Source organism: Mycolicibacterium canariasense (assembly GCF_002101555.1).
Classification (GTDB): Bacteria; Actinomycetota; Actinomycetes; order Mycobacteriales; family Mycobacteriaceae; genus Mycobacterium; species Mycobacterium canariasense.
This window is the reverse complement of the sequence record NZ_LQOL01000025.1, coordinates 19,333-43,563: the sequence shown is the minus strand read 5'-3', so window position 1 is coordinate 43,563 and position 24,231 is coordinate 19,333. Positions and strand designations below refer to the sequence as shown.

At 67.3% G+C, this 24,231-nt stretch carries 24 protein-coding genes and 1 pseudogene; 13 read left to right on the top strand and 12 right to left on the bottom strand.

Going from position 1 to position 24,231, the window contains the following annotated elements:
- Positions 1–37: 37 nt before the first annotated feature.
- Entirely contained in the window at positions 38–1,180 is a 1,143-nt protein-coding gene (locus tag AWB94_RS03790) for an Mrp/NBP35 family ATP-binding protein (protein ID WP_062659245.1), read from the top strand.
- Here AWB94_RS03790 and tatB read toward each other — a convergent pair.
- The 4 genes from tatB to sigE all read right to left on the bottom strand — a co-directional run bounded on the left by tatB (position 1,177) and on the right by sigE (position 4,386).
- The gene (gene tatB / locus AWB94_RS03785; protein WP_062659215.1) at positions 1,177–1,575 is read right to left on the bottom strand and encodes a Sec-independent protein translocase protein TatB; all 399 of its coding nucleotides are present in this window, start codon (positions 1,573–1,575) and stop codon (positions 1,177–1,179) included. The two genes, AWB94_RS03790 and tatB, sit on opposite strands and share 4 nt — an antisense overlap.
- A 4-nt stretch (positions 1,576–1,579) precedes the next feature.
- On the bottom strand, positions 1,580–3,073 hold the full coding sequence (htrA, locus tag AWB94_RS03780; RefSeq protein WP_062659214.1) for a serine protease HtrA: 1,494 nt from the start codon (positions 3,071–3,073) through the stop codon (positions 1,580–1,582).
- Positions 3,074–3,137: 64 nt separating this feature from the next.
- On the bottom strand, positions 3,138–3,533 hold the full coding sequence (gene rseA, locus AWB94_RS03775; protein ID WP_062659213.1) for an anti-sigma E factor RseA: 396 nt from the start codon (positions 3,531–3,533) through the stop codon (positions 3,138–3,140).
- Positions 3,534–3,621: 88 nt separating this feature from the next.
- The gene (gene sigE / locus AWB94_RS03770) at positions 3,622–4,386 is read right to left on the bottom strand and encodes an RNA polymerase sigma factor SigE (protein ID WP_062659212.1); all 765 of its coding nucleotides are present in this window, start codon (positions 4,384–4,386) and stop codon (positions 3,622–3,624) included.
- Positions 4,387–4,565: 179 nt separating this feature from the next.
- On the opposite strand from sigE, the gene AWB94_RS03765 reads away from it, so the two are divergent.
- The 7 genes from AWB94_RS03765 to AWB94_RS34505 all read left to right on the top strand — a co-directional run bounded on the left by AWB94_RS03765 (position 4,566) and on the right by AWB94_RS34505 (position 10,394).
- The gene (locus AWB94_RS03765) at positions 4,566–5,216 is read left to right on the top strand and encodes an O-methyltransferase (protein ID WP_024450847.1); all 651 of its coding nucleotides are present in this window, start codon (positions 4,566–4,568) and stop codon (positions 5,214–5,216) included.
- Between the two features lie 200 nt (positions 5,217–5,416).
- Complete coding sequence (locus AWB94_RS03760) at positions 5,417–6,226, top strand: type IV toxin-antitoxin system AbiEi family antitoxin (protein ID WP_234811611.1); 810 nt, start codon at positions 5,417–5,419, stop codon at positions 6,224–6,226.
- Between the two features lie 104 nt (positions 6,227–6,330).
- The gene (locus tag AWB94_RS03755; RefSeq protein WP_062659210.1) at positions 6,331–6,990 is read left to right on the top strand and encodes a TetR/AcrR family transcriptional regulator; all 660 of its coding nucleotides are present in this window, start codon (positions 6,331–6,333) and stop codon (positions 6,988–6,990) included.
- Positions 6,990–7,883, top strand: coding sequence for an ABC transporter ATP-binding protein (locus AWB94_RS03750; RefSeq protein ID WP_062659209.1), 894 nt, complete (start codon positions 6,990–6,992; stop codon positions 7,881–7,883). Before AWB94_RS03755 ends, AWB94_RS03750 begins: the two co-directional genes overlap by 1 nt.
- Positions 7,880–9,499 carry an ABC transporter permease gene (locus AWB94_RS03745; protein ID WP_109762561.1) on the top strand — a complete coding sequence of 540 codons (1,620 nt, stop codon included), beginning with the start codon at positions 7,880–7,882 and terminating at the stop codon, positions 9,497–9,499. The genes AWB94_RS03750 and AWB94_RS03745 overlap by 4 nt, the downstream gene beginning before the upstream one ends.
- Positions 9,496–10,170 (top strand): methyltransferase family protein, encoded by a 675-nt coding sequence (locus tag AWB94_RS03740; protein WP_062659208.1) that lies wholly within the window; start codon positions 9,496–9,498, stop codon positions 10,168–10,170. Before AWB94_RS03745 ends, AWB94_RS03740 begins: the two co-directional genes overlap by 4 nt.
- Positions 10,171–10,196: 26 nt before the next feature.
- The gene (locus AWB94_RS34505) at positions 10,197–10,394 is read left to right on the top strand and encodes a hypothetical protein (RefSeq protein WP_131805399.1); all 198 of its coding nucleotides are present in this window, start codon (positions 10,197–10,199) and stop codon (positions 10,392–10,394) included.
- An 83-nt stretch (positions 10,395–10,477) separates the two neighbouring features.
- Here AWB94_RS34505 and glgC read toward each other — a convergent pair whose 3' ends face one another.
- Complete coding sequence (gene glgC, locus AWB94_RS03735) at positions 10,478–11,692, bottom strand: glucose-1-phosphate adenylyltransferase (RefSeq protein WP_062659207.1); 1,215 nt, start codon at positions 11,690–11,692, stop codon at positions 10,478–10,480.
- A 154-nt stretch (positions 11,693–11,846) separates the two neighbouring features.
- Here glgC and glgA point away from each other — a divergent pair, with 154 nt between their 5' ends.
- Positions 11,847–13,010, top strand: a complete 1,164-nt coding sequence (glgA, locus tag AWB94_RS03730; protein ID WP_062659243.1) for a glycogen synthase — start codon at positions 11,847–11,849, stop codon at positions 13,008–13,010.
- Positions 13,011–13,043: 33 nt separating this feature from the next.
- Here glgA and AWB94_RS03725 read toward each other — a convergent pair whose 3' ends face one another.
- The 7 genes from AWB94_RS03725 to AWB94_RS03695 form a co-directional block, all read right to left on the bottom strand.
- Positions 13,044–13,211: a DUF3117 domain-containing protein gene (locus tag AWB94_RS03725; protein WP_003406247.1), complete on the bottom strand. Its 168-nt coding sequence runs from the start codon at positions 13,209–13,211 to the stop codon at positions 13,044–13,046.
- A 153-nt stretch (positions 13,212–13,364) separates the two neighbouring features.
- A complete protein-coding gene (locus tag AWB94_RS03720) occupies positions 13,365–13,949 on the bottom strand; it encodes a DNA-3-methyladenine glycosylase I (protein ID WP_109762559.1) in 585 nt (194 codons plus the stop codon).
- A complete protein-coding gene (locus AWB94_RS03715) occupies positions 13,946–14,299 on the bottom strand; it encodes a DivIVA domain-containing protein (RefSeq protein WP_062659205.1) in 354 nt (117 codons plus the stop codon). The genes AWB94_RS03720 and AWB94_RS03715 overlap by 4 nt, the downstream gene beginning before the upstream one ends.
- Before the next feature lie 34 nt (positions 14,300–14,333).
- Positions 14,334–15,275 carry a glucosyl-3-phosphoglycerate synthase gene (locus tag AWB94_RS03710; RefSeq protein ID WP_062659204.1) on the bottom strand — a complete coding sequence of 314 codons (942 nt, stop codon included), beginning with the start codon at positions 15,273–15,275 and terminating at the stop codon, positions 14,334–14,336.
- On the bottom strand, positions 15,272–16,102 hold the full coding sequence (gene folP, locus AWB94_RS03705) for a dihydropteroate synthase (protein WP_084395452.1): 831 nt from the start codon (positions 16,100–16,102) through the stop codon (positions 15,272–15,274). The genes AWB94_RS03710 and folP overlap by 4 nt, the downstream gene beginning before the upstream one ends.
- 147 nt (positions 16,103–16,249) lie before the next feature.
- Positions 16,250–18,025 carry a long-chain-acyl-CoA synthetase FadD6 gene (gene fadD6, locus AWB94_RS03700; protein ID WP_062659203.1) on the bottom strand — a complete coding sequence of 592 codons (1,776 nt, stop codon included), beginning with the start codon at positions 18,023–18,025 and terminating at the stop codon, positions 16,250–16,252.
- A gap of 11 nt (positions 18,026–18,036) precedes the next feature.
- Positions 18,037–18,600 (bottom strand): cytokinin riboside 5'-monophosphate phosphoribohydrolase, encoded by a 564-nt coding sequence (locus AWB94_RS03695; protein WP_062659202.1) that lies wholly within the window; start codon positions 18,598–18,600, stop codon positions 18,037–18,039.
- 71 nt (positions 18,601–18,671) lie between these two features.
- Here AWB94_RS03695 and AWB94_RS03690 point away from each other — a divergent pair.
- The 4 genes and pseudogenes from AWB94_RS03690 to AWB94_RS35480 all read left to right on the top strand — a co-directional run.
- Positions 18,672–19,820: pseudogene (locus tag AWB94_RS03690) on the top strand (AAA family ATPase); the annotation flags it as partial.
- Between the two features lie 27 nt (positions 19,821–19,847).
- Entirely contained in the window at positions 19,848–22,232 is a 2,385-nt protein-coding gene (locus tag AWB94_RS03685; RefSeq protein WP_062659200.1) for a TPR repeat domain-containing protein, read from the top strand.
- A 13-nt stretch (positions 22,233–22,245) separates the two neighbouring features.
- Positions 22,246–23,115 carry a hypothetical protein gene (locus AWB94_RS34500; RefSeq protein WP_131805398.1) on the top strand — a complete coding sequence of 290 codons (870 nt, stop codon included), beginning with the start codon at positions 22,246–22,248 and terminating at the stop codon, positions 23,113–23,115.
- A 271-nt stretch (positions 23,116–23,386) separates the two neighbouring features.
- Positions 23,387–24,130, top strand: a complete 744-nt coding sequence (locus AWB94_RS35480) for a hypothetical protein (protein ID WP_207626215.1) — start codon at positions 23,387–23,389, stop codon at positions 24,128–24,130.
- The last annotated feature ends 101 nt before the right edge of the window (positions 24,131–24,231 follow it).

Genomic DNA, 24,231 nt, shown 5'->3' with positions numbered 1-24,231 from the left:
CCGGAGGTCCCCGTTACTCGGCCTACACTCGCGGATGATGTCTGCGACGAATAAGGACCTGGCCGCGGCGGTCCGCTCTGCGTTGAGCAAGGTGATCGACCCCGAACTGCGCCGTCCGATCACCGAGGTCGGCATGGTCAAGAACGTCACGATCGACGGTGACGCCGGCGTGCACGTCGAGGTGTACCTGACCACCTCGGCCTGCCCGAAGAAGAACGAGATCGTCGACCGGGTGACCGCGGCGGTGACCGACGTGCCGGGCACCGGGGCGGTCAAGGTCAGCCTCGACGTCATGAACGACGAGCAACGCGCCGAGCTGCGCAAGCTGTTGCGCGGCGATTCCCGAGAGCCCGTCATCCCCTTCGCCCAGCCCAATTCGCTGACCAGGGTGTACGCGGTGGCGTCCGGTAAGGGTGGCGTCGGCAAGTCCAGTGTGACGGTGAACCTGGCCGCCGCGCTGGCCGCCCGCGGTCTGTCGGTGGGGCTGCTCGACGCCGATATCTACGGCCATTCGGTGCCCCGCATGATGGGCGTGACCGACCGCCCCACCCAGGTCGATTCGATGATCCTGCCGCCGGTCGCGCACGAGGTGAAGGTCATCTCGATCGCGATGTTCACCCAGGGCAACACCCCGGTGGTGTGGCGCGGACCGATGCTGCACCGCGCGCTGCAGCAGTTCCTCGCCGACGTGTACTGGGGCGACCTGGACGTGCTGCTGCTGGACCTGCCGCCGGGCACCGGCGATATCGCGATCTCGGTGTCACAGCTGATCCCGGGTGCGGAGATCCTGGTGGTCACCACCCCGCAATCGGCGGCCGCCGAGGTCGCCGAACGAGCCGGCGCGATCGCCCTGCAGACCCGACAGCGCATCGTCGGCGTGGTGGAGAACATGGCCGGCCTGACCCTGCCCGACGGCACGGTCATGCAGATCTTCGGTGAGGGCGGCGGCCGTCAGGTCGCCGAATCGCTGACCCGCTCGGTGGGTGCCGACGTGCCGCTGCTGGGCCAGGTCCCGCTGGACCCGGCGCTGGTGGATGCCGGTGACACCGGGGTGCCGCTGGTGCTCTCGGCGCCGGATTCGGCGGCCGGGAAGGAACTGCGCAAGATCGCCGACTCGCTCGGTGCGCGCAAGCGCGGGCTGGCGGGGATGTCGCTGGGGCTGGACCCCGCGGGCCGCTAGGTCGCGTCGCTGTCGAACTTGGTGACACCCGGCTCGGCCGGCGGTGTTTCCGGCGCGGGCACCGGCTTGGGCCCGTCGGGCGACACCGGCTTGGTGGGCGCGTCGAAATTGCCCGTCAGGAACGAATCGTCACCGTCGAGCAGGTGTTTGGTGAGCGCCGCGCGCGGTGTCATGCCGCGCAGCTTCTGCAGCTCGGACAGCGGTTCGCGCAGATCGTCGAACTCCGGCCCGAGATCCTGCCGCAGCTGACTGGTCGCCCCGCTCAGGTATTCGCGGGCCTGGCGCAGTGTGCCCGCCGCCCAGCGGATGGCACCGGGCAGCCGCTCGGGTCCCAGGATCACCAAACCGGCGATTACCAGGATGAGCATCTCGCCCCAGCCCACGTTCGCGAACACGGGTTTAGGTGGGGTTGTCGCCGGTGGGGGTGACCATCAGCGTCACGTGCCGGCCGTCACGGACCACCTCGATCGGGGCCTCCTGCCCGATCTTGAGCTGGCGCACCGCGACGACGAACTCGTCGGCGTCGGCCACATTGCGGCCACCGACCTTGACCACCACGTCGTTCTCCAGGATGCCGGCCTTCTCGGCGGGGCCCCCGGCCTTGACGTTGGCCACCTGTGCGCCCGAGGCGACGTCGTTGCTCACCGACCGGGCACTCAGGCCCAGCGTCGGGTGCGAGATCTTGCCGGCCTCGATGAGCGCCTGCACGACGTCCTTGACCTCGTTGACCGGGATCGCGAAGCCCAGGCCGCTGGCGCTGTCGGACAGCGACTTACCGGCCGTGTTGATGCCGATCACCTCGGAGTTCATGTTGATCAGCGGGCCGCCGGAGTTGCCGTGGTTGATCGACGCGTCGGTCTGCACGCCGTCGATGACGGTGTCGGTGTCCGAGCCCTCGCCCGAGAGCGGGACGGGCCGGTGCAGGGCGCTGATGATGCCCTGGGTGACGGTGCTGCGCAGGCCCAGCGGGGCACCGGCGGCGATCACTTCTTCGCCGACGGTGAGCTTGTCCGAGTCGCCCATCCGCGCAACGGTCAGATTGTCGACGTTGTCGACCTTGAGCACGGCCAGGTCGGTCTTGGGATCGCGGCCGACGAGGTTGGCCGGCACTTCCTTGCCGTCGTTGAAGACGACGGAGATCTTGAACTTGCTCGGGTTGGTCGCCGCTTCGGAGATCACGTGGTTGTTGGTGACGATATAGCCACGCCCGTCGACCACCACACCGGAGCCCTGCGAGCCCTCCTGGTCGCTGACCGCCTCGATGGTGACCACCGAATCAGCCACGGCAGCGGCCACTTTCGCGAACCGCCCGGGCGGGTTCTGCGGGTTGTCGCTGGTTTCCAAGGTGACCTTGGAGGTGGTGAACGCCTCGACCACCTCGGCGGTCTTGCGGCCCACCCAGCCACCGGCGAAACCGATGACCAGCGCGACGATGGCCAGGATGGCCAGCGCCACGAAGGACACCCGCCCACCGAACAGCACATCGCGCACCCCGAGCTTGCCCTGCGGGGCCGTGACGACGGTGGGCCCGGCGGGCGTCACCGCGGGCGCACCGAGGGCCGCCCCGGCCGCGGGATCGCGCCATGGGTCGGCCGCCATGTCGGGGCCGTCACCATCGCGTTCGGCGTCCAATGCGCCGGCGTCGGCGGGATGACGCTGCAGCGAGTCGACACCGGGATAGGGCCGGCCGAACGCCTCGGCCAGCACCGGGTCGGGCGCCTGGTCCCTGGGGGTGTACTCGCCCTGGTCCTGGTACTGGTCCGCGGCCAGGAAGGAGCCGTCGAAACCGGCGGGCCGGCCGAACGCGCGCTGCGCCGCCGGGTCCACCGGGGGACGCGAGACCGGGCGCGGTGCCAGCCGGGGCCGGTCGCCGGAGGGGTCCTGATTGGTCACCCGTGCATCACTTTCCACTCCGGCGCGCCCGAGGGGGCGCGCACAGCTGTCTGTCTCATCAAATCTACCGGCGCTTGCGGCGGGGCCGTACCGGCTCGTCAGCGAACTCCTCGGCCGTCTCGTCGACCGTCGCTTCCCTCGGATTCTCATCCGGGATCTGCGATAACAGGCCGAGGAGTGAGGTCGGTATGGAGATCGGGCAGGAGTCCCGCAAGGCGGAGCGGGCCTGGCGCTGGGCCTCCACCTCGGCGGCGCACGTCGGGCACAGCGACAGATGATGACCGGCCCGCAGGTGCGCCGTCATCCGCAGCTCACCGTCGACGAACGCGGCGATGGCTTCGGTGGAGAGGTGTTCGGTGGAGCGGAACCGGCGTGGGCCCACCGGCTCGCTGCTCTGCGAGGCGAACTGAGTGGGCAACCAGGAGAAGGCGCGCCGGAACACGTCCCCGGGGTCGACCATCACCCAGCTCCTCTCTGGCCACAACGCATCGCGCACACTCTGTTCTTTTGAATGTAGCGCGGGAAGCTGTGCCCCACACCTGCGACGCTCAGGCGGACGTCGGCAGGGTATCGGAGTGCTTGGCCAAATGTTCGCGCAGCGCCTGGCGTCCACGGTGAATGCGGCTACGCACGGTGCCGAGCTTGACGCCCAGGGTGGCACCGATCTCCTCGTAGGACAGACCTTCGATATCGCAGAGGACGACGGCCGCACGGAACTCCGGCGGCAGCGAGTCCAGGGCCGCCTGCAGGTCCGGGCCCAGGCGCGAATCGTGGAAGATCTGCTCGGGGTTCGGGTCCTCGGCCGGCACCCGGTCGTAGTCCTCGGGCAGCGCCTCCATACGGATGCGGGTGCGCCGGCGGACCATGTCCAGGAACAGGTTCGTGGTGATGCGGTGCAGCCAGCCCTCGAAGGTGCCGGCCTGGTAGTTGTGCACCGAGCGGAACACCCTGATGAACGTTTCCTGGGTCAGGTCCTCGGCGTCCTGCTGGTTACCCGACAGGCGGTAGGCCAGCCGATACACGCGGTCGGCGTGCTGGCGGACGAGCTCGTCCCACGACGGCATGGCGGCTTTGTCACCGGTAGCGTCGAATACGGCCGTCCCGGTCAGTTCGTCCGAGGGCTCCACCCAATCGCCGTCCGTGTACTGCTCCAGGTGCGGCATCGAGACCGGTGTGGCCAGGCGCGTGGTGGTGTTCGTCAGATCCTCCGTGTCGCTGTGGCAGCCGTCCGTCTCCGGCGACTGCTCGGTGCCTTGTGGAACGCGACCATAGAAATCGCTATTCCCCGGGTGCCAGCTTCCGCCGATGTTCATGCCCAGTACGTTCGCCGATGGCGATAAGGCAGACATAGAAGAAAACTGAACAATTCCTGAGAAAGCGTTTTACCCCATAATCGACCAGCCAAAACCAGATCGAAAGTGGATGTGATCCTGATTCCACGGGCGGGCGTGTCGGCGCGCAAGCCGGTCGCCCTTGGCTTTACGCTGCGGGCATGACCAGCACCGACGACGCCGCCCAGCGTGCCCAGGCGATCGTCGCCCATGCCGAGGGCTCGATCACCGAGGACGACGTCACCGCTGCGGCCCGGGAACGCGCCGTGGACAGCGGCGCCGGTGCCGTCACCCCGGCCGTGGGCGCGCTGCTGAGCGTGCTGGCCCGGTTGACCGGAGCAAAGGCCGTCGTCGAGGTGGGCACCGGCGCCGGGGTCAGCGGCCTGTGGCTGCTCGCCGGGATGCGCGAGGACGGCGTGCTGACGACGATCGATATCGAGCCGGAATACCAGCGGTTGGCCAAGCAGGCGTTCGTCGAGGCCGGGGTGGGGCCGTCGCGCACCCGGCTGATCGCCGGCCGCGCTCAGGAAGTGCTGACCCGGCTGGCCGACGAGTCCTATGACCTGGTGTTCATCGATGCGGCGCCGACGGATCAGCCGGCCTATGTGGCCGAGGCCGTCCGGTTGCTGCGCCCCGGCGGCGCGGTCGTGGTGCACCGTGCCGCACTCGGTGGCCGCGCCGGGGATGCGTCGGCCAGCGATCCCGAGGTGAGTGCCGTGCGCGAAGCTGCCCGCCTGATCGCCGAGGACGAGCGGTTCACCCCGGTGCTGGTGCCACTGGGTGACGGGCTGCTGGCCGCCGCCCGCGACTAACCTTCTATCCGCGAGCAGACGCGTGGGGCCCCTATTTCGGGGTGTTCCGGGGCCCTTGGCGTCTGTTCGTCGAGTTATCCACAGGCCTCAGCCGTCGGCGCTACCCGCTGTAGCCGATCGCGGCCACGATCCTCGGTGTGGATTGGCGTGACGTGTTCGCGGACACCGAGGTGCTCGGTACCCGCGAGTTGCTCGCAACCATGACCCGTAAACAATTGCGGGGTCGGGTCGAACGCGGAGAACTCATTCGCGTGCAGCGCGGCGTGTACGCGATCAGGCCGCCGGACGCGATCACCCGACTCGAGGCGCTCGACCTGCGGACGGGCGTGCGCATCGTGGCGTGCCTGAATACGGCGGCCGATCTCTACGGCTTCAATACCGAACCCGACACCCGCCTGCACATCCTCGACCCGGGCCGTCGGCTTCGGCCGACTCCGGATGTGATGGTGCATCAGCGGCTCGGCGCACCGCTGCGCAAGGTCGGCCATCGACTGGCGACGACACCCGCGTGGACGGCGGTCGAGTTGGCGCGTTCGGTGCGACGACCGCGCGCGCTGGCCGTCCTCGACGCCGCGTTGCGCACACGGTCCACCACGGTCGCCGAGCTCTCGCACGCCGTCGGCGAGCAGAAGGGCCGCCGCGGGATCGTCAACGTCCGCGAGGTGCTGCAGTACGCCGACGCCAGGGCGGAGTCCCCGATGGAGAGCGAGACGCGGCTGGTCTTCATCGACGGCGGATTGCCGATGCCCGAGTTGCAGTACGAGATCGTCGACCTCCAGGGTCGCCTGTGGCGCGTCGACTTTGCGTGGCCGGAAGCCATGCTGGTCGCCGAGTACGAGAGCATGGAATGGCACGCGACACCTGAGGCGTTGCGCCACGACCGGATGAAAGTGGCCCGACTGCAGGAGTGTGGGTGGACGACCATCCCGTTGGTCGTCGACGACGTCCGTCGTCACCCCGTCGAGTTGGTGGCGCGCATCTCTGGTCGCCTCCTGGGTTTGGCCGGCTGAGCAGACACATATGGCCCTCGCGGACCGGCAAATTGGGGCCCTTTGCGTCTGCTCGCGAGAGAAACCCTTGACGGCGGACTAAACGCGCGTTTAACGTACTGAACATGCGTTCAGCCGACGATCTGACGGCAGTGGCCCGGATCCGCGACGCCGCGATCGAACAGTTCGGTCAGCACGGCTTCGGCACCAGCGTGCGGGCCATTGCCGCCGCCGCCGGCGTGAGCCCCGGGCTGGTGATCCACCACTTCGGCTCCAAGGACAAGCTGCGCCGGGCGTGCGACGAGTACATCGCGGAACTGATCCTGGAGGCCAAGAGCGAGTCCATCCAGAGCACCGACCCGGCCAGCTGGTTCGCCCAGTTGGCCGAGATCGAATCCTTCGCGCCAGCGATGGCCTACCTGGTGCGTTCCATGCAGACCGGCGGCGAGCTGTCGAACACGTTGTGGCGCAAGATGATCGACAACGTCGAGCAGTACATCGAGGAGGGCGTTCGAGCCGGCACCGTCAAACCGAGCCGAAACCCCAAGGCGCGCGCGCGATTCCTGGCCATGGCCGGCGGCGGCGCTTTCCTGATGTATCTGCAACTGCACGACAACCCCACCGACCTGCGCGCGGTGCTGCACGACTACGCCCAGGAGATGGTGCTGCCCGCCCTCGAGGTCTACACCCACGGCCTGCTCACCGACTCCACCATGTACGACGCGTTCGCCGCCCACGACGACCAGGGACTGCCCATCGTCACCTCTGTGGAAGGGAACAACTGATGACGCAGAACGCCATCGAAATACGAGGACTGGTCAAGAACTTCGGCGCGGCGCGCGCCCTGGACGGGCTGGATCTCACCGTCGCGCACGGCGAGGTGCACGGCTTCCTGGGGCCGAACGGCGCAGGCAAGTCCACCACCATTCGCGTCTTGCTCGGGTTGGTGCGCGCCGACGCCGGCACGGTCCGCCTGCTCGGTGGCGACCCGTGGTCCGATGCCGTCGAACTGCACCGCGATATCGCCTACGTACCCGGTGATGTCACCCTGTGGCCGTCGCTGACCGGCGGCGAGACCATCGACCTGCTGGCGCGGATGCGCGGCGGTATCGACGACCGCCGGCGTGCCGAGCTGATCGAGCGATTCGCCCTCGACCCGTCCAAGAAGGCCAGGACCTACTCGAAGGGCAACCGGCAGAAGGTCTCCTTGATCTCCGCGTTCGCCTCACACGCCAGACTGTTGCTGCTGGACGAACCGAGCACCGGCTTGGACCCGTTGATGGAGAATATCTTTCAGCAATGCGTGCGTGAGGCGAACGGTCGCGGCACCACCGTGTTGCTGTCCAGTCACATCCTCGCCGAAACGGAGGCGCTCTGTAACCGGCTGACCATCATCCGCGCCGGGCGCACCGTCGAAACCGGAACCCTGGATTCGATGCGACACCTGTCCCGGACCTCGATCACCGCCGAGATGCTGCGCCACCCCGGCGATCTCAGCCTCATCCCGGGTGTGGAGGATGTCAGTCTGGACGGCAGCACGCTGCGTGCCCAGGTCGACAGCGAAAGCCTCGGCCGGGTGATCAAGGTGCTCGGCGACGCCGGGGTGCGCAGCCTGGTCAGTCAGCCACCCACCTTGGAGGACCTGTTCCTACGGCATTACGACGTGGTGCACTCATGACCCTGCTGGACCGGCCCGCACTGCGCGGCTCCAGTTTCACCGGAACCGAAAGCCTGCTGCGCCTTTACCTGCGCCGTGACCGCGTGGTGCTCCCGCTGTGGGTGCTGCTGCTGTCGATACCGGTGTCGACGGTGTACGTCGGCAGTACCGAGGCGGTGTATCCCACCGCGGCCGACCGGGCCGCCTTCGCCGCCACCATCATGGCCAGCCCGGCCCAGCGTGCGCTGTACGGCAACATCTACAACGAGTCCGTCGGCGCCGTCGGCGTGTGGAAGGCCGGGATGTTCCACCTGCTCATCGCGGTGGCCGTCATCCTCACCGTCATCCGGCACACCCGCGGCGACGAGGAATCCGGCCGCACGGAACTGCTCGACTCCACTGCCGTCGGCCGATACGCCGGGCTGACGGCCACCCTGGTGCTCACCGGTGCCGCATCGGTGCTGACCGGTCTGCTGAGCACCGCCGGCCTGCTGACCCTGGACATCCCGCCGAGCGGGTCCATCGCCTTCGGCATTGCGCTGGCCGCCTCCGGCCTGGTGTTCACGGCGGTGGCCGCGGTCACCGCGCAGTTGTCGTCGAGTGCCCGATTCGCCCGTGGCGCAGCATTTTCCGCACTCGGCGCGGCGTTCACCCTGCGGGCAGTCGGGGATGCCTCCAGCGCCGAGGGCGGCCTGTTGAGTTGGCTGTCCCCGCTGGGTTGGTCGTTGCAGGTGCGCCCGTTCGCCGGGGACCGCTGGTGGGTGCTGCTGCTGCATCTGGCGCTCACCGCGACGCTGACCGCCCTGGCCTACCGGTTGTTGGCCCGCCGCGACGTGGGCGCCGGATTGTTCGCCGAACGGCCGGGCGCCCCGGTCGCCGCGCCGAGCCTCAGCGGCCCGTTCGGTCTGGCTCGGCGACTGGACCGAGGCGCGTTGCTGCTGTGGACCGTCGGGCTGTGCCTGTACGGCTTGGTGATCGGCAGCGTGGTGCACGGGATCGCCGGCGAGGTCGGTAACAGTGCGGTGGCACGCGATGTGGTGGTGCGGTTGGGTGGCAGCGCCGCCATGGAAGAGGCGTTCGTGGCGGTGGCGTTCACCATGCTGGCGATGATCGCCTCGGCGTTCGCCATCTCCCTCACCCTGCGGCTGCACCAGGAGGAGTCCGAACAGCGCGCCGAGACCGTATTGTCCGGATCGGTGAGCCGGACCCGTTGGATGGCAGGCCATCTGGTGTTCGCGGTGGCCGGATCTGCGGCCGCACTACTGATCGCCGGCGTGGTGGCGGGACTGACCTACGGGGCGGCGGCCGGCGATATCGGCGGCAAACTGGCGACCGTAGTGAGCGCCGCGGCGGTGCAGCTGCCCGCGGTGTGGCTGCTGGTGGCCGTCACGGTGGCGATCTTCGGGCTCGCACCGCGTTTCACGCCGCTGGCGTGGGGCGTGTTGGTCGGCTTCATCGCGCTCTTCCTGCTGGGCTCGCTGTCGGGTTTCCCGCAGTTGCTGCTGGATCTGGAGCCCTTCGCCCACGTCCCGCACCCCGGTGCCCTCACCGCCACACCCCTGTTGTGGCTGTTGGTTATCGACGTGGCGCTCAGCGCCGTCGGCGTCGCCGCGTTCCGCCGGAGGGATATCCGATGAAGCTCGCCATCCAGACCGTCGCGTCCGGGCTGTCCGGGGTGCTGTTCTTCGGGGTGCTGTTGTTTCTGCCCGCGGGCACGCTGAATTATTGGCAGGCTTGGGTTTTCATCGCCGTCTTTCTGACCGCCACCCTGGGACCCAGTCTCTACCTCGCGGTGAAGAACCCGGCGACCCTGGCCCGGCGGATGCACGGCGGACCCACCGCCGAGACCCGGCCGCTGCAGAAGGTGATCATCACGGCGACGTTCGCCTCCGTGGTGGCGCTGACGGTGGTGAGCGCGCTGGATCACCGGTTCGGCTGGTCGCACGTCCCGACCGCGGTGGTCGTTCTGGGCGACGTGCTGGTGGTGCTCGGCCTGGTGCTGGCACAGGCGGTGATCCTGCAGAACAACTACGCCGGGGCCAGTATCCAGGTCGAGGACGAGCAACCGCTGGTCTCCACGGGCCTGTACGCCGTTGTCCGTCATCCGATGTACTCCGGTGCGCTGATCACGATGTTCGGTATGCCGCTGGCGCTGGACTCCTACTGGGGTCTGCTCGTCGCCCTGCTGGCCGTGCCAGTCTTGGTGCTGCGGATCCTCGACGAGGAGTCGCTGCTGCGGACCGAACTGGCCGGCTACGACGAATACACCCGGACGATTCGCTATCGCATCGTGCCCTACGTCTGGTGACATAGAGCCCGATCTAGGATCAGGCCATGCCCAGCCCGAGCGCGACGCCCTGCCCTGGGGGCGGCAAGAAGTGGACGGTCGACAAGACCGGCCGACCGGTCTGCCCGCGCTGCCGGCGGGCCCTGAGTACCCTGGCGGGCCGGGGGCGCACTCCGCGCGACACCCCGATCGTCCCGCCGCACGACCGGCCGCGTAGCGACGACCACAAGCAGCGACGCGGCTGAGCCGTCACGCCGTGTGGTGACGACGGGGTTGGCCGCCCCGGCGTTGAGCACCGCCGACGATGTCGTCAGTGTCGGGCTGCCGCCTAGATCCAGACGCCCTTGCCGACGGCCACCACTCCCCCGGCGCTGATCGAGAAGCGTTCCTGATCCTTTTCCAGGTCGACCCCGACCATCTCCCCGGGCCCGACGACGACGTTCTTGTCCAGGATTGCCCGGCGCACCACGGCGCCGCGCCCGATCCGCACGCCGGGCATCAGCACGCTGCCCTCGACGATGGCGCCGTCGTCGATGGCGACGTTGGACGACAGCACCGAATTGCGCACGGAGGCCGCGGAAATGATGCTGCCCGCGCCGACGACCGACTCCTGGGCGGAGCCGCCGTTGACGAACTTGGCCGGGGCCAGGTTCTCCGAGCCGCCGCGGATGGGCCACCGTTTGTTGTACAGGTTGAAAATCGGGTGCACCGACACCAGGTCCATGTGCGCGTCGTAGAACGCGTCGAGGGTGCCGACATCACGCCAGTACCCGTGGTCGCGCTCGGTGGCGCCGGGGACTTCGTTGTCGTTGAAGTCGTACACCGCAGCCATCCCGTCGGTCACCAGGCGCGGGATGATGTCACCGCCCATGTCGTGGTCGGAGTGGTCGTCCTCGGCGTCGGCACGGATGGCGTCGATGAGCACCTTGGTGGTGAAGATGTAGTTGCCCATCGAGACGAAGGTCTGCTCCGGGTCATCAGGCGTGCCGGGCGGGTTCGCCGGCTTCTCCACGAACGCCCGGATCCGGCCGGAGTCGTCGGCGTCGATGCAGCCGAAGGCCGAGGCCTCCGAACGCGGCACCCGGATGCCGGCCACGGTGGCGCCCGCACCGCTCTCGATGTGGAACTGCAGCATCTGCTCCGGGTCCATCCGGTAGATGTGGTCGGCACCGAACACCACGACGTAGTCGGGGTCCTCGTCGTAGATGAGATTCAGCGACTGCAGGATCGCATCCCCGGAGCCGGTGTACCAGCGTGGGCCCAGGCGCTGCTGGGCCGGGACCGGCGTGATGTATTCGCCGGCCAGACCCGACAGCCGCCAGTTCTGCGAGATGTGCCGGTCCAGCGAGTGCGATTTATATTGCGTGAGAACACAAATCCGCAGGAATCTGGCGTTGACCAGGTTGGAGAGCACGAAGTCGATCAGCCGGTAGGAACCGCCGAAAGGCACCGCCGGTTTGGCCCGGTCGGCCGTCAGCGGGTAGAGCCGTTTCCCTTCCCCGCCCGCCAGGACGATGCCCAGCACATGTGGCGCTTCCCTCATGGTGCCAACCTATCGGCGATACCGCACCAGGGCCAGCCAATCGGCCCTATTGGCGCATGTCGGTCAAGACATTTCGCTGCGGTGCCCGTCGTGCCATCCCGCGGGTTCGACCGCAACGGTGCGCGGCGAACCGCGGCCCACTACCGTGCACAGCATGCGCGTGGCGATGATGACACGGGAGTATCCGCCTGAGGTGTACGGCGGCGCCGGCGTGCACGTCACCGAACTGGTCACCCAACTCAGGCGGCTATGCGAGGTCGACGTGCACTGCATGGGCGCACCGCGGGACACCGCCATCGTGGCGCAGCCCGATCCGGCGCTCACCTCCGCCAACGCGGCGCTGTCCACCCTGTCGGCCGACCTGGTGATGGTGAACAACGCGGCGGATGCGACCGTCGTGCACTCACACACCTGGTACACGGGGATGGCCGGGCATCTGGCCGCGCTGCTGCACGGTGTCCCGCACGTGCTCACCGCCCACTCGTTGGAACCGCTGCGACCCTGGAAGGCCGAACAGCTCGGCGGCGGGTACCGCGTCTCGTCCTGGGTGGAGAAGACCGCGATCGAGGCCGCCGACGCGGTGATCGCCGTCAGTTCCGGGATGCGCGACGACGTGTTGAGCACGTATCCGGCGCTAGACCCCAGCCGGGTGCACGTGGTGCGCAACGGGATCGACACCACGGTGTGGTACCCCTCCCCGCCGGAACCGGGTGAGTCGGTGCTGACCGAGCTCGGGGTGGACTTGGGTAAGCCGATCGTGGCCTTCGTCGGCCGTATCACCCGCCAGAAAGGCGTCGCACATCTGGTTGCGGCGGCACACAAGTTCGATCCCGACGTGCAGCTGGTGTTGTGTGCGGGCGCACCGGACACCCCGGAGATCGCGGCGGAGATCAGTTCGGCGGTGCAGGAGCTGGCCCGGAGCCGGTCCGGCGTGTTCTGGGTGCGGGAGATGCTGCCCATCGGCAAGATCCGCGAAATCCTGTCGGCAGCATCGGTGTTCGTATGCCCGTCGGTGTACGAGCCGCTGGGCATCGTCAACCTCGAAGCGATGGCGTGCTCGACGGCCGTGGTGGCCTCGGATGTCGGCGGCATCCCCGAGGTGGTGGCCGACCACAGCACCGGCCTGCTGGTGCACTACGACGCCGCGGACACCGCGTTCTTCGAGCAGCGGCTCGCCGATGCGGTCAACACGCTGGTGGCCGACCCCGAGCGGGCGCGTCGCTACGGCGCGGCGGGTCGGCAGCGCTGCATCGACGAGTTCTCGTGGGCCCATATCGCCGAGCAGACCGTGGAGATCTACCGCAAGGTACAGCGCTGACCCCGAGGGGATCAGCGCTGTGGCGGGGTGGAACTAGCTGGTGACGCCCTTGAGCTCGTCGCCCAGTGCGGCAGCCTCGTCCGGGGTGAGTTCGACGACCAGTCGTCCCCCACCTTCCAGTGGTACTCGCATCACGATGCCGCGCCCCTCTTTGGTTGCTTCCAGTGGACCGTCACCGGTCCGGGGCTTCATCGCCGCCATCGTGTGCTCCCTCCGCGTGCGCCGGCCCGCGCCGGCGGACCCGTTCATGGCCGGTCTCACCGGCTCGAGATGGATAGTGAACTGACTCTATTGTTCCCTATCCGGAGCCTTCGGTGTGAAAAGACCCGGCGATGGCGCCTGACTGTGACCAGTTCAGGTCGCTGACGGCACCCAACACGAGGCGATGTGGTCGTCCACCATCCCGGTCGCCTGCATCAGTGCGTAGGCCGTCGTCGGCCCCACGAATCGGAACCCGCGACGCTTCAGTTCCTTCGCCATTGCCGTCGACTCGGCCGTGACCGCCGGCACCAAGGACATGTCGGCGGGCCGTTCGCGCCGCTCCGGCGCAAACGACCACAACAGGTCGGCAAACTCGACATCGAGGTCGGACACCGCCCGGGCGTTGGCGATGGTGGCGTCGATCTTGGCCCGGTTGCGCACGATGCCCTCGTCGGCCAGCAGGCGTTGCACATCCCGATCGGTGAAGCGGGCCACCTTGTCGACATCGAACCGTTTGAACGCCTTACGGAAGTTCTCCCGTTTGCGCAGGATCACCAGCCAGGACAGCCCGCTCTGGAAAGCCTCCAGGCTGACCCTCTCGAACAGTGCGGCCGAATCCCGTACCGGCTGCCCCCATTCGGTGTCGTGATACTCGCGGTAGAGCACCGAGTCGGGTTTGGAATCCATTGGGGCCCAACCGCACCGGATCAGACCGTCGTCCGTCACCAGCGCGCTCATGACTCCTCGGCGCGGGCATGCGCCGCCTCATGCTCGGCGGATTCGGGTTCCTCGGCAATCCCGTAGGCGGCACGCACCGCGGCCAATTCGCCACGCACCAGGTCCAGCTCGGCACCCAACCGGTCCAGCACCCAGTCGACCTCACTGGTCTTGTAGCCGCGGAAGGTCTGCGTCAGTTTGACCGCGTCCACGTCGGCGCCGGTGACCCCGGAGGCCGGGAGCACCGTCGCGGTGGTACCCCGCGGCAGCGGCGGCAGGGATTCGCCACGCCCGAACAGCACGCTGCCCACGGCAAACAAGACGATGCCGACCAGCACCAGCACGACCAAGTACAGCAGGATCAGGGTCACGCTTCGATAGTGCCTTACCCCACCGACAAGTGGCTCAGGGGCGCAGCGTGTTCATCGGCGGCCGGTCCTCCAGACACACCGACGAGGTCCGGGCGGTGTAGTCGTCACCGTCGGCGAAGAACTGCGTCAGCCCGACCCCGGAATCCGAGATACCGCAGCGCGACAACAAGGTCGCGATGACCTGCCGGCTCATCGCCGCGAGCTCGGTGAGCGGCCGGTTGCGGTGGGTGCGCACCCCCAGGTTCACCTGGGCGATGGCGTCCAGGCCCAGCTTGTCGTAGGTGTCGACGAGCAGGCCGATCTCCACCCCGTAGCCCGGCGCGAAGGGCACCGAGGTCAGCAGTTCGCGGGTCCCGGCATACTCGCCGCCCAGCGGTTGCAGCAGGCAGGTCAACTCAGGGCGCAGCGCGGCCAGCAGCGGCCGGGCGACCAGCTCGGTGACACGGCCACCGCCATTGGCGTCCTCGGCGCCGCTGACCTTCAGCGGACGCCGGTAGAAGCCCTTGACCAGATGCACCCCGTCGGTGGTGAGCAGCGGCCCGAGCAGCTTGGGCACGAACATCGGGTCGGGGTCGATCAGATCGGAGTCGACGAACGCGATGATGTCTCCGGTGGTCGCGGCCAGCGAGCGCCACAGCACCTCGCCCTTGCCCGGGCGCGGTTCGACCTCGGGCAGGGCGGTTTCGCGGCTGATCACCCGGGCGCCGGCGGCGACGGCGCGGAATTCGGTGTCGTCGGTGGACCCCGAATCCAGCACGATCAGCTCGTCTACCAGCCCGCCCAGTAGCGGCGCGATGGTCTCCACCACCGCGCCGACGGTCTCCTCCTCGTTCAGCGCCGGCAGCACGACGGAGACGGTGCGGCCCGCTTTCGCGGCCTCCAGCTCGGCGATCGTCCACATCGGTCGGCTCCAGCTGTGGTCAGTGAGCCATGAATGGCCGGTGATTCCGGTGGCCAGGTCAGGCGAGAGTGTCATGCCAGTCCCCTCACGGTCCGCGTCGGTGGACGCTCCCCTTGGATAGACGCGACCATTTCCAGTACGCGCCGTGTAGGTCCCACCTCGTGTACCCGGAACATCGCAGCTCCATCGGCGGCCGCCAGTGCGGTCGCTGCCAGGGTGCCTTCCAGGCGTTCAGTGAGGCCCACACCCAGAGTCTCCCCGACGAAATCCTTGTTACTCAGGGCCATCAGGACCGGCCATCCCGTATTAACAAGATCTTTTACATGGCGCAACAAACTAAGGCCGTGGTAAGTGTTTTTGCCGAAATCGTGGGTCGGATCGATCAAGATCGCGTCCCTGGACACCCCGACCTCGACCGCGTGTTCGGCCGCCGCGGTCACCTCGGCGATGACATCGTCGACCACGCCGCGTTCGGTGATGCCGTAGTTCACCCGGAATGGCCTGGTCCGCGGCACCGCGCCGCCGGTGTGGGAGCACACCAGCCCGGCGTTGAACGCCGCGGCCACCTCCGGCAAGCCCGGGTCGGCACCCGCCCAGGTGTCATTGATCAGGTCCGCGCCGGCCGCGCAGGCCTGCTTGGCCACGCTGGCCCGCCAGGTGTCGACGCTGATCAGCTGGTTCGGGTAGGCGTCGCGCAGCCATTCGATGAAGGGCACCACCCGGGCGATCTCCTCGTCGGCGTCGACGCTGCTGCCCGGACCAGCTTTGACCCCGCCGACATCGATGACGTCGGCACCGTCCGCGATGACGCGGTGCACGGCCTCTTTGGCCGCCTGGTCGGCGAAGGTGGCGCCGCGGTCATAGAAGGAGTCCGGGGTGCGGTTGACGATGGCCATGATCATCGCCCGGTCGACGGCGACCGGGCGGCCCAGAAACAATCTCCCGTCGCTTCGCTCGCCCCGCCACGTCGACTGCACGTCACCAGGCTAGCCTCGCGCGACTTCGGCGCGTTTTCGTCCGCACACAGAACGCCGGCGCGGGCGAAATCGCTACGACTTGGGCCGCTTGCCGTCCCGCACCTCGTCGGCGTAGCCGTCGTAGAACGGGACGTAGCCCTCGTCCCGGCCGGCCAGCACGTAGATCGGGTCCTCGACGTCGGGTCCGTAGCCCTGCTTGCGCAGCTCGCCCTTCTGACTCTTGAACGTCGACGTGTGTGCGAGTTCCGCGACCACCCGGACGAACAACGGCACCGCGTAGGTGGGCAGGTTTGCGTACGCGGCCTTGGCCAGTGCCCCGCCGTCGAACTCGGTACCGGGCTTGAGCTGCAGGGCGACCATTCCGGCCCGCCCCCCGCAGCCGGGCACCTCGACGCCGAACACCGTCGCCTCTTCGACCTGGTGGTCCGCCGAGATGGCGGCCTCCACCTGGGTGGTGGCGACGTTCTCGCCCTTCCAGCGGAAGGTATCGCCGAGCCGGTCGGCGAAGGCGGCATGCCCGAAGCCCTGCGAACGCATCAGGTCACCGGTGTTGAACCAAACGTCGCCGTCCTTGAACGCGTTGCGCACCAGTTTTTTCTCGCTGGCCGACTTGTCGGTGTAGCCGTCGAACGGCTGGAAGCTGGACACCTTGCTCAGCAGCAGGCCGGGCTGGCCGCGCTTGACCCGGCGCAACCGGCCGTCGGGGCCGCGGGCCGGCTCGCCGGTGTCCAGGTCGTATTCGACGAAGGCGACCGGGCTCGGGCAGATCCCGGTGGTCTTGTCGAGGTTGAACACGTTGACGAAGGCGGTGTTGCCCTCGCTGGCGGCGTAGAACTCGCACACCCGCGGGATACCGAACCGCTGCGTGAACTCGTCCCAGATGGCCGGGCGCAGCCCATTGCCGGCGATGACCCGCACCTTGTGCTGGCGGTCGGTCGGCTTGGGCGGCTGGTTGAGCAGATAACCGCAGATCTCGCCGATGTAGACGAAGGAGGTGGCGCCGTAGCGGATGACCTCGTCCCAGAATCGCGAGGCCGAGAACGACTTGCCAAGGGCCAGCGCGGCGCCGGCGTTGATGGCCGATCCGGTGGCCACCGTCAGCGCGTTGTTGTGGTAGAGCGGCAGGCAGCAGTAGAGGGTGTCGTTGCTGTTCAGGCGCAGTCCCAGCCCGCCGAAGCCGCCCAGCGCGCGCAGCCAGCGGTAGTGCGTCATGACGCTGGCCTTGGGCAGACCGGTGGTACCCGAGGTGAAGATGTAGAAGGCCTTGTCCTTGGCCAGCACGGCCGAGGTGACGGCCGGGTTGGTGGTCGGCGCGGTGAGCGCGAGCTGGCGCAGGTCATCGATGGTCATCAAGCCGTCCGGCTCGGCGCCGCTCTCCCCAACGGGTTCGATCAGGTCGTTCTCGGCGACCACGGCCCGGGGGTTGAGCAGACCGAAGCTGTGGGCCAGCACATCGCCGCGCTGGTGGTAGTTGAGCATCCCGGCGACCGCGCCGCACTTGACCGTGGCCAGCATGAGCAGCACCGCATCGGGTGAGTTGCGCAGCATGATCCCCACGACGTCGCCGTGACCCACGCCCTTGGCGGCCAGCACAGCGGCGTAGCGGTTGACCGTCTCGTTGGCCTGCCGGTAGGTGTACTGCTGGTCCTCGAACTTGAGGAACACCTTGTCCGGGTACTGGGCGGCCCGATCCTGGAACACTTTGCCGATCGAGGTCTTGGCCGTCGGCCGCGCGGCCAGCCCGGTGACCAGCCCGCGCACGATCGCGGGAGCATCGGCCAAGAACCCTGGGAGCTGACTGGCGATATCGAGCAGACCGACGCTGGCGCGGGATGTGTCGTTACTCATGAGTAAGAACTCTAGTGAGCGATCTCACCGGGAGCACAGGCAGCCATGGCGGCGTCCACATTGTTAACCACGACCAGGCGATCAAGGGCGGTGGTGCCGACGTATCCGGTGTCGACCAGACCGCGCAGCCAGGTGAGCAGCCCGTCGTAGTGGCCGAACGGGTCGAGCATGACGATCGGCTTGTGGTGCATCCCGAGATAGCCGGCAGTCCATGCCTCGAAAAACTCTTCGAGAGTGCCGATGCCACCGGGCAACGCGATGAACGCGTTCGCGCGTTCCTCCATCACCTGTTTGCGCTCCCGCATGGTGTCGGTGACGATCAGCTCGTCGGCGTCCACGTCGGCGAGTTCGCGATGTACCAGGGCCTTGGGGATGACGCCGACGGTGCGCCCGCTGTGCTGGCGCGCCCCGTCGGCGACGGCGCCCATCGCCGAGACGTTGCCTCCGCCGGAGACCAGCGTCCAGCCGCGGTCGGCGATGGCATGGCCCACGTCGTGGGCGAGCTTGAGCAGTTCAGGATGTGTGGGGCCGGAGGCGCAGTAGACGCACACCGCCCAGGGAGGGGTTTCGGCCACGGGGCGAAACGTTACCGAGCGTCCCGTGACCGCCATACACTGCGGCGGTGCCAGATCCCGTAGCCGAGTCGCTGCCGGCGCGGTTGGCCCGGGCGCAGGAGCTGGCCTGGCAGGGCCGCGGGCGTGAGGCCGACGCGGTCCTCGCGGCGGTCGATCCGGCGACATTGGACGAAGCCGACCTGCTGGCGTGGGCGCTGCCGCGGGCGGCCAACCAGTTCTGGATGCTCGACGAGCCGGAGCGGGCGACGGCGTTTCTGCGCGCGCTGCGTGGCCGGGTGTCGTCGGATGCCGCGGTGGACGCGCTGTTGGGCACGTTCGCGATGAACGCCGGGGACCTGCGGCGGTGCCGGGCCTTGTCGGCGTCGGTGCTGGCGTCGTCGACGGCATCGGATCAGGCGATCGGCTGGGCGGCGTCGGCGGCGGCGTTGGCGCACGCGCGGATGGGCGAGTTCGGCCCGGTCGACGAGTTGGCGTCCCGGGCGATCGAGGCCGGCCATCCCGGCTTGCTGCGCTTCACGTCCGGTTACGGACAGGTGCTTGTCGCGGTGTTCGGCGCCGAGCTGGACCGCGCCGAGGAGCTGGCCGCGGAGTTGACGGGCGACTCCGGGCCCGGACATTGGATAGGCCAGTTACTGACCGCGGAGGTGTTAACCGCGCGCGGCGAGCTGGACGCCGCGGTGGGGTTGTTGCGCTCGGCGGCGGACAGTTTGGCACCGACCGGTTACTCGTGGACTCCACTGGCATGGATGTTGTTGGCGCAGACCCTCGGGCAGCAGGGGTCGACGGTGGCCGCGGCAAAGGCGTTGGGGCGGGCCGAGTCTCGGCACGGTCTGAAGTCGATGCTGTTCGCGCCGGAGCTTGCACTGGCCCGGGCGTGGACCAGCTGGGCCCGTAAGGATTCCATCGGCGCGGTGAGCGCCGCGCGGGAGGCTTTCCGCGCGGCCGAACGCGGCGGCCAATCCGCGGTGGCATTGCGCGCCGCGCACGATGCGGTGCGACTGGGTGACATGCGAGCGGTGGCGGCGCTGGAGGCATTATCCCTGCCGTGTCCGTTCGCCCGGCTGACGACGGCGCACGCGCAGGCCCTGGCGGCGCGCGACGCGGACGGCTTGGCCGCGGTGGCCGACGAGTGGCTCGATCTCGGGTTCGGCGCGGCGGCCGCCGACGCGGCGCGTCAGGCGCAGGAATTGGTGGACCACGGCGGTGAGGCTCGGCAATAAGATCGATGTCGTGACGGGAGGGATCACGTGAGTGTGCTGGACGCGTTTCTGTCGACGTGGTCGAAGGCACGCGAGACCTTCGGGACGGGGACACCGCAATCCGGTGAACGCTTAGACCAGAGCGCGTCGCTGCGCCAGATGCAGTCCACCGTCGAGACCGCGGCCCCCGGATCCAAATGGACGGGAGCCGCGGCGAACGCCTACGGCGCCGTCAACACCGATCACGCCAAGGTGTTCGCCCAACTGGCCGTGCTGGACCAACGCCTCGGCGCGCACGTCACGGAGTCCGCACAGGTGGTGGCCAACGGCAGGCAGACCCTCGACGGCATCAAGAAATGGGTTCTCGACGCCGCGGCGCAGGTGCCACCGGGCAAGAATCGCGACCGCGATCTGGTCCCGATCGTGCGGGAGGGGCTGAGCCGGGTCTCCGGCGTCATCATGGCTTCCAACGGTGAGCTGAACACCATCGCCGGCAAGATCCGCGGGCTGGGGTCGGAGTGGGAGAAGCTCTCGACCGATCAGAAGTTCGGGGGCGGGCCGAAAGAGGGCAAGGGCGACTTCCAAGGGATCAAGGGGAACGGCGAAGCGACGACCGGCGAAGACAAGTCGCCCAGCGAGACCGGGGCTGAGGATTCCGAGGCCTTACAAAACGGGCAACTCACCCCCGAGCAGCGAGAGCGCCTGACCCAGAACACCACCTTGACCCCTGAGCAGCAGGCGGCGCTGCACAACGGGAATCTCACCCTGCCACCCGACCAGATGTCCTATCTCCAGGGCTTTTCGAGAGCATTCGGGGACAAGACGCCTGCCGAAATCAAAGCCATCATGGACAAGTCCGGATCCGATGGCGGCCGTGTCGCAGACGTGTTCCAGCTTGCTTCGAACCCGCACATCACCACCGGACTTCCGCAGACCGAGCCGCCGTCGATCGATCGGCCCGCGAGCGGCGGCAAGTACGCGCTACCTGATGGCGTCCAGAAGGTTTTGGACGGACCTGCGATGACGCAGCCGATGTCGAGCGGCGTATTCGAGGATGGACGCTGGATCGTTCCCCCGGAACCGACAGGTCCGCTTCAGCCGACGCAAGGCCTCAATGATCTCGCGAACGTGATGCAGCAGGGCAACAGCAACTTGCAACAAGGTTCCGCCTTGGACGCTGGAATGATGGCGAAAAGCCAAGAGATGCTCGATATTTCCAACCGTCAGCCGATACCACAGGCACCGGGGACCGGATTCGGCCCTGGCGATGACGCGCCGCGGTGGTACCACGAGAACGTCGATCCGACCCTGCAGAACATGCTCAACTCGGTGAACAAGGACGACATGGTCATCCACGACACGGTGACCGGCGCCGGCGGTGACAAGTTCCTGCATGACCTGACCAACCACCAGTGGCAGGACGACGGCCTGGCGGCCGGCGGCCTGTTCGACTGGGTGGAGCAGTCTGCCGATCAGGACTCGACGGGGCGGGCGGCCGAAACAGCCCACGCCCTCGCTGAGTTCACCAGCAATCCGGACAACCATCTGCTCAATCTCGATAGCACCAGAGGCTATGGGGCGGAGGGTCAATCACTCGGCCAAGTCAACCCAGAGCTCACCAGGGACATGGCCCGAGCATTGTCGCCGTACTTTGACGATATGGTCGGCAACAACACCGGAGGCAACAACGGACTTTTCGCGCCGCTCGATCCCGCCGATCAATCCCAGACCGAACCCGTGAAGACCCGCCATCTGATGAGTGTGCTGATGTCGGACCATCCACCGTTAGATCAACAGCCAGGGTCCGGTGCGCCGAAGACCGCCAGCGAGATTCTCTTCGAGAACACCCAGCAGCACGTCAACAAGGCGTTCGAGAACGCAGCGCTGTCAGCCGCGAGCGGGAATCCGGTGAAGGACGATTTCGCCATGCAATCGGCCGGCCGTCTGCAAGCAGCGCTGAACCTCGGAAGCTATGACGAGGCCGCATCCAGGCTGCACAACGAGTTCCAGGCGCGCCACGAATCGTGGCAGCTGCAGGGGAAGCTCTTCGATCTCGCGACAACTGTGGCAGGGCATGGAGGAACACCCGGCGGGCTGGCATCCGAGGCCGGCTCGATCGGAAAGGACTTCATCATCGGCCCCGAACCCCTGGAAGGTAAGCCCCCGAATGTGACCATCCCCGGAACGTTTCCGACCCAGCAGTATCTGGCGCAGGTGTTGGCGAATGCGAACGCTGGGAACATGTCATTGATTGATGAGTACCTCCAGTCCGGCGAACTCACAGCACCTGACCAGTCAGGAAGCAAGGAGTACAGGGACTTTCACAACAGCGTCAACGCGTACCTCGATTCGGTCGGAGTCGACCGCCCTATCGATGATCTGATGACCGCCTACTGGCGGAGCTACGTTGCGGCGGCCTACGGTGCGACGTAAGCAAGCATCCGCGATGCGCCTGTTGACAACGCTGATGGTCGTTGTCGTGTTGGCTGGATGTGGCGGTCTCTCGCAAACCGGCTTGTCGCCTTTGCCGAGCGCGGCGCCGGGCCGCCTGTCCCCACATTGGCCCCCGCTACTCAACGACTTCCGGTTCCACTGGTCCGCTGAACCTGGTATCGACCTCTTCACCGGACCGGCCGTGATCATCCGCGCTTACTTGGAGTCCTACGACATCGCGACGTTCACCGCCGACATCAATAACGTGTATCCCGGCTTTATGCGCGCCACGCCAGAGAACCAGACGTATCGCGAAGCGCCCGAGCTACAAGTGACGGGGATCCGCCCGCTAGGCGAGGGTTACAGCATCACTTCTAAAGACGCCCGCCCTCACTACGGAGCCGTTCAGTACCACCTTCTCGAGATGAACTCGACTCCTGATGGATGGGACGTACTTGGCTGCACAGGTGACTATACGAACTTTATGGAGAGCGAGGTACATCCTGGGAAGTTCGTCTCCGTTGCAGCCTTTCAGTCAAACGCCCAACCACGCCCAGGCAGCGGCGTGCGTCCGTTTCGCATCACACTCACCCAGCTGGAAAGAGGCGGCCCGGCGCCTGTTTCGGTGCCACAGCGCGGACCTGCCCCAGCACCCGATCAAGATTTGTTCGCTAACTGGTTCATGACCGGAGCCAGCTTCGGGGGATGGGGACCGAAGGATGCACCCGAACCGCTTCGCTGGCCGCCAGCTTCGCTTCAGCAGCGTTGCAGCCAGGTCATGCCCCAGAACGAAAGCGAGAGACTTGCCATCATCACAGGCTTCAAGGACAGTCCTCCGCCGCATGGCGATGCGGTCCCCGGTTGGCCGCTGGATGCAAGCTGAACAAATCGCCTTGCAAGCTACCTCCAGGTCCCCCAGTGGTTCATCACCAGCTCTGACCGCTGAGAGTCCGGTAGGCGACTGACAGCCCGGCGTTGTCGACAGCTCACCGCGTGCAACACGACTCAGAGATGTGACACGAAGCCGGAAGAGGACGTACGGGGTAATTACCTTGAGCACTAACGACTTAAGGACGGTCGACGCCGGCCATGGCGTCATCGCCTCGATCTGTACCTCCGGGCGAGTTCAATCCGCTGATGCCGCATAAGTGAGGATGGTCAGTTTGCTTACGACAAGAAGGCTGAAATGCCTGTTGGCCCTGGCAATTGCGCTGACGGTGACGATCGCCGGTTGCGGGGCGTCGCCACATCAGCCCACTGCGCCATCATCGACTCAATCGAAGCGCAACTGGCCGCCACTGCTCTACGACTTCCGGCTCCAATGGACTGCCGAACCCGGCTTCGATCTGACCACCGGCTGGGCCGTACCCCTACGCGCCTACCTGGAATCGTGGCTGATCATCTCGCACACAGACGATTTCGACGCGGGCTATCCAGGATATCTACGAGCCACTCCCGAACTCCTCGAGCGGGGATCAACGGAGTGGGCTCGCACTCCCTACGCCAAGCGCTACATTCGAGGATTCAAAGGCAAGCCCACGCACGGCAACGTCAAGCCGACGGTTGGAAACGAAGCCCTCCATGTCCTTCGTGTAGAACAGATTCCGACCGGTTTCCGAGCGTTTGTCTGCGACATGACGTTCGGCGTCTATCTCCGCTCCCCCGACGGATACACGCCGATCGCATACGAATACGCTCGGAATTCAGGCCGCGCCGACGCAGGAAACGTCAAGACGTGGAGAATCGAGTTCAGCGACAAGACCGCAGCTGCAATTGACTCGCCACCGCAGCCGGCCGGGACGCCCACAGTTCGGACCCCTACCGGCTCCCACGACGGACGTGTTCGGGCCCTGGTTTGTCACCGGAGCCGACGAGGTCGACCTCTGGGCAGACACTGACTTTCCTGGGCTTGTCCCGGGAAGCCCGGAGGACACTCAGCGCACGCATGAAGCGATCGCCGCTCAAGACGCAATGAAACAGGAATGCTTGGCGCGTTTCC

What these genes read in the sequence shown, in the direction of transcription:
- AWB94_RS03790 (WP_062659245.1), top strand. Translation starts at nt 38, where the DNA reads ATGTCTGCGACGAATAAGGACCTGGCCGCGGCGGTCCGCTCTGCGTTG.
- rseA (WP_062659213.1), bottom strand. Translation starts at nt 3,533, where the DNA reads ATGGTCGACCCCGGGGACGTGTTCCGGCGCGCCTTCTCCTGGTTGCCC.
- sigE (WP_062659212.1), bottom strand. Translation starts at nt 4,386, where the DNA reads ATGAACATCGGCGGAAGCTGGCACCCGGGGAATAGCGATTTCTATGGT.
- AWB94_RS03765 (WP_024450847.1), top strand. Translation starts at nt 4,566, where the DNA reads ATGACCAGCACCGACGACGCCGCCCAGCGTGCCCAGGCGATCGTCGCC.
- AWB94_RS03760 (WP_234811611.1), top strand. Translation starts at nt 5,417, where the DNA reads ATGACCCGTAAACAATTGCGGGGTCGGGTCGAACGCGGAGAACTCATT.
- AWB94_RS03755 (WP_062659210.1), top strand. Translation starts at nt 6,331, where the DNA reads ATGCGTTCAGCCGACGATCTGACGGCAGTGGCCCGGATCCGCGACGCC.
- AWB94_RS03750 (WP_062659209.1), top strand. Translation starts at nt 6,990, where the DNA reads ATGACGCAGAACGCCATCGAAATACGAGGACTGGTCAAGAACTTCGGC.
- AWB94_RS03745 (WP_109762561.1), top strand. Translation starts at nt 7,880, where the DNA reads ATGACCCTGCTGGACCGGCCCGCACTGCGCGGCTCCAGTTTCACCGGA.
- AWB94_RS03740 (WP_062659208.1), top strand. Translation starts at nt 9,496, where the DNA reads ATGAAGCTCGCCATCCAGACCGTCGCGTCCGGGCTGTCCGGGGTGCTG.
- AWB94_RS34505 (WP_131805399.1), top strand. Translation starts at nt 10,197, where the DNA reads ATGCCCAGCCCGAGCGCGACGCCCTGCCCTGGGGGCGGCAAGAAGTGG.
- glgC (WP_062659207.1), bottom strand. Translation starts at nt 11,692, where the DNA reads ATGAGGGAAGCGCCACATGTGCTGGGCATCGTCCTGGCGGGCGGGGAA.
- glgA (WP_062659243.1), top strand. Translation starts at nt 11,847, where the DNA reads ATGCGCGTGGCGATGATGACACGGGAGTATCCGCCTGAGGTGTACGGC.
- AWB94_RS03725 (WP_003406247.1), bottom strand. Translation starts at nt 13,211, where the DNA reads ATGGCGGCGATGAAGCCCCGGACCGGTGACGGTCCACTGGAAGCAACC.
- AWB94_RS03720 (WP_109762559.1), bottom strand. Translation starts at nt 13,949, where the DNA reads ATGAGCGCGCTGGTGACGGACGACGGTCTGATCCGGTGCGGTTGGGCC.
- AWB94_RS03710 (WP_062659204.1), bottom strand. Translation starts at nt 15,275, where the DNA reads ATGACACTCTCGCCTGACCTGGCCACCGGAATCACCGGCCATTCATGG.
- folP (WP_084395452.1), bottom strand. Translation starts at nt 16,102, where the DNA reads ATGATCATGGCCATCGTCAACCGCACCCCGGACTCCTTCTATGACCGC.
- fadD6 (WP_062659203.1), bottom strand. Translation starts at nt 18,025, where the DNA reads ATGAGTAACGACACATCCCGCGCCAGCGTCGGTCTGCTCGATATCGCC.
- AWB94_RS34500 (WP_131805398.1), top strand. Translation starts at nt 22,246, where the DNA reads ATGCGCCTGTTGACAACGCTGATGGTCGTTGTCGTGTTGGCTGGATGT.
- AWB94_RS35480 (WP_207626215.1), top strand. Translation starts at nt 23,387, where the DNA reads ATGGTCAGTTTGCTTACGACAAGAAGGCTGAAATGCCTGTTGGCCCTG.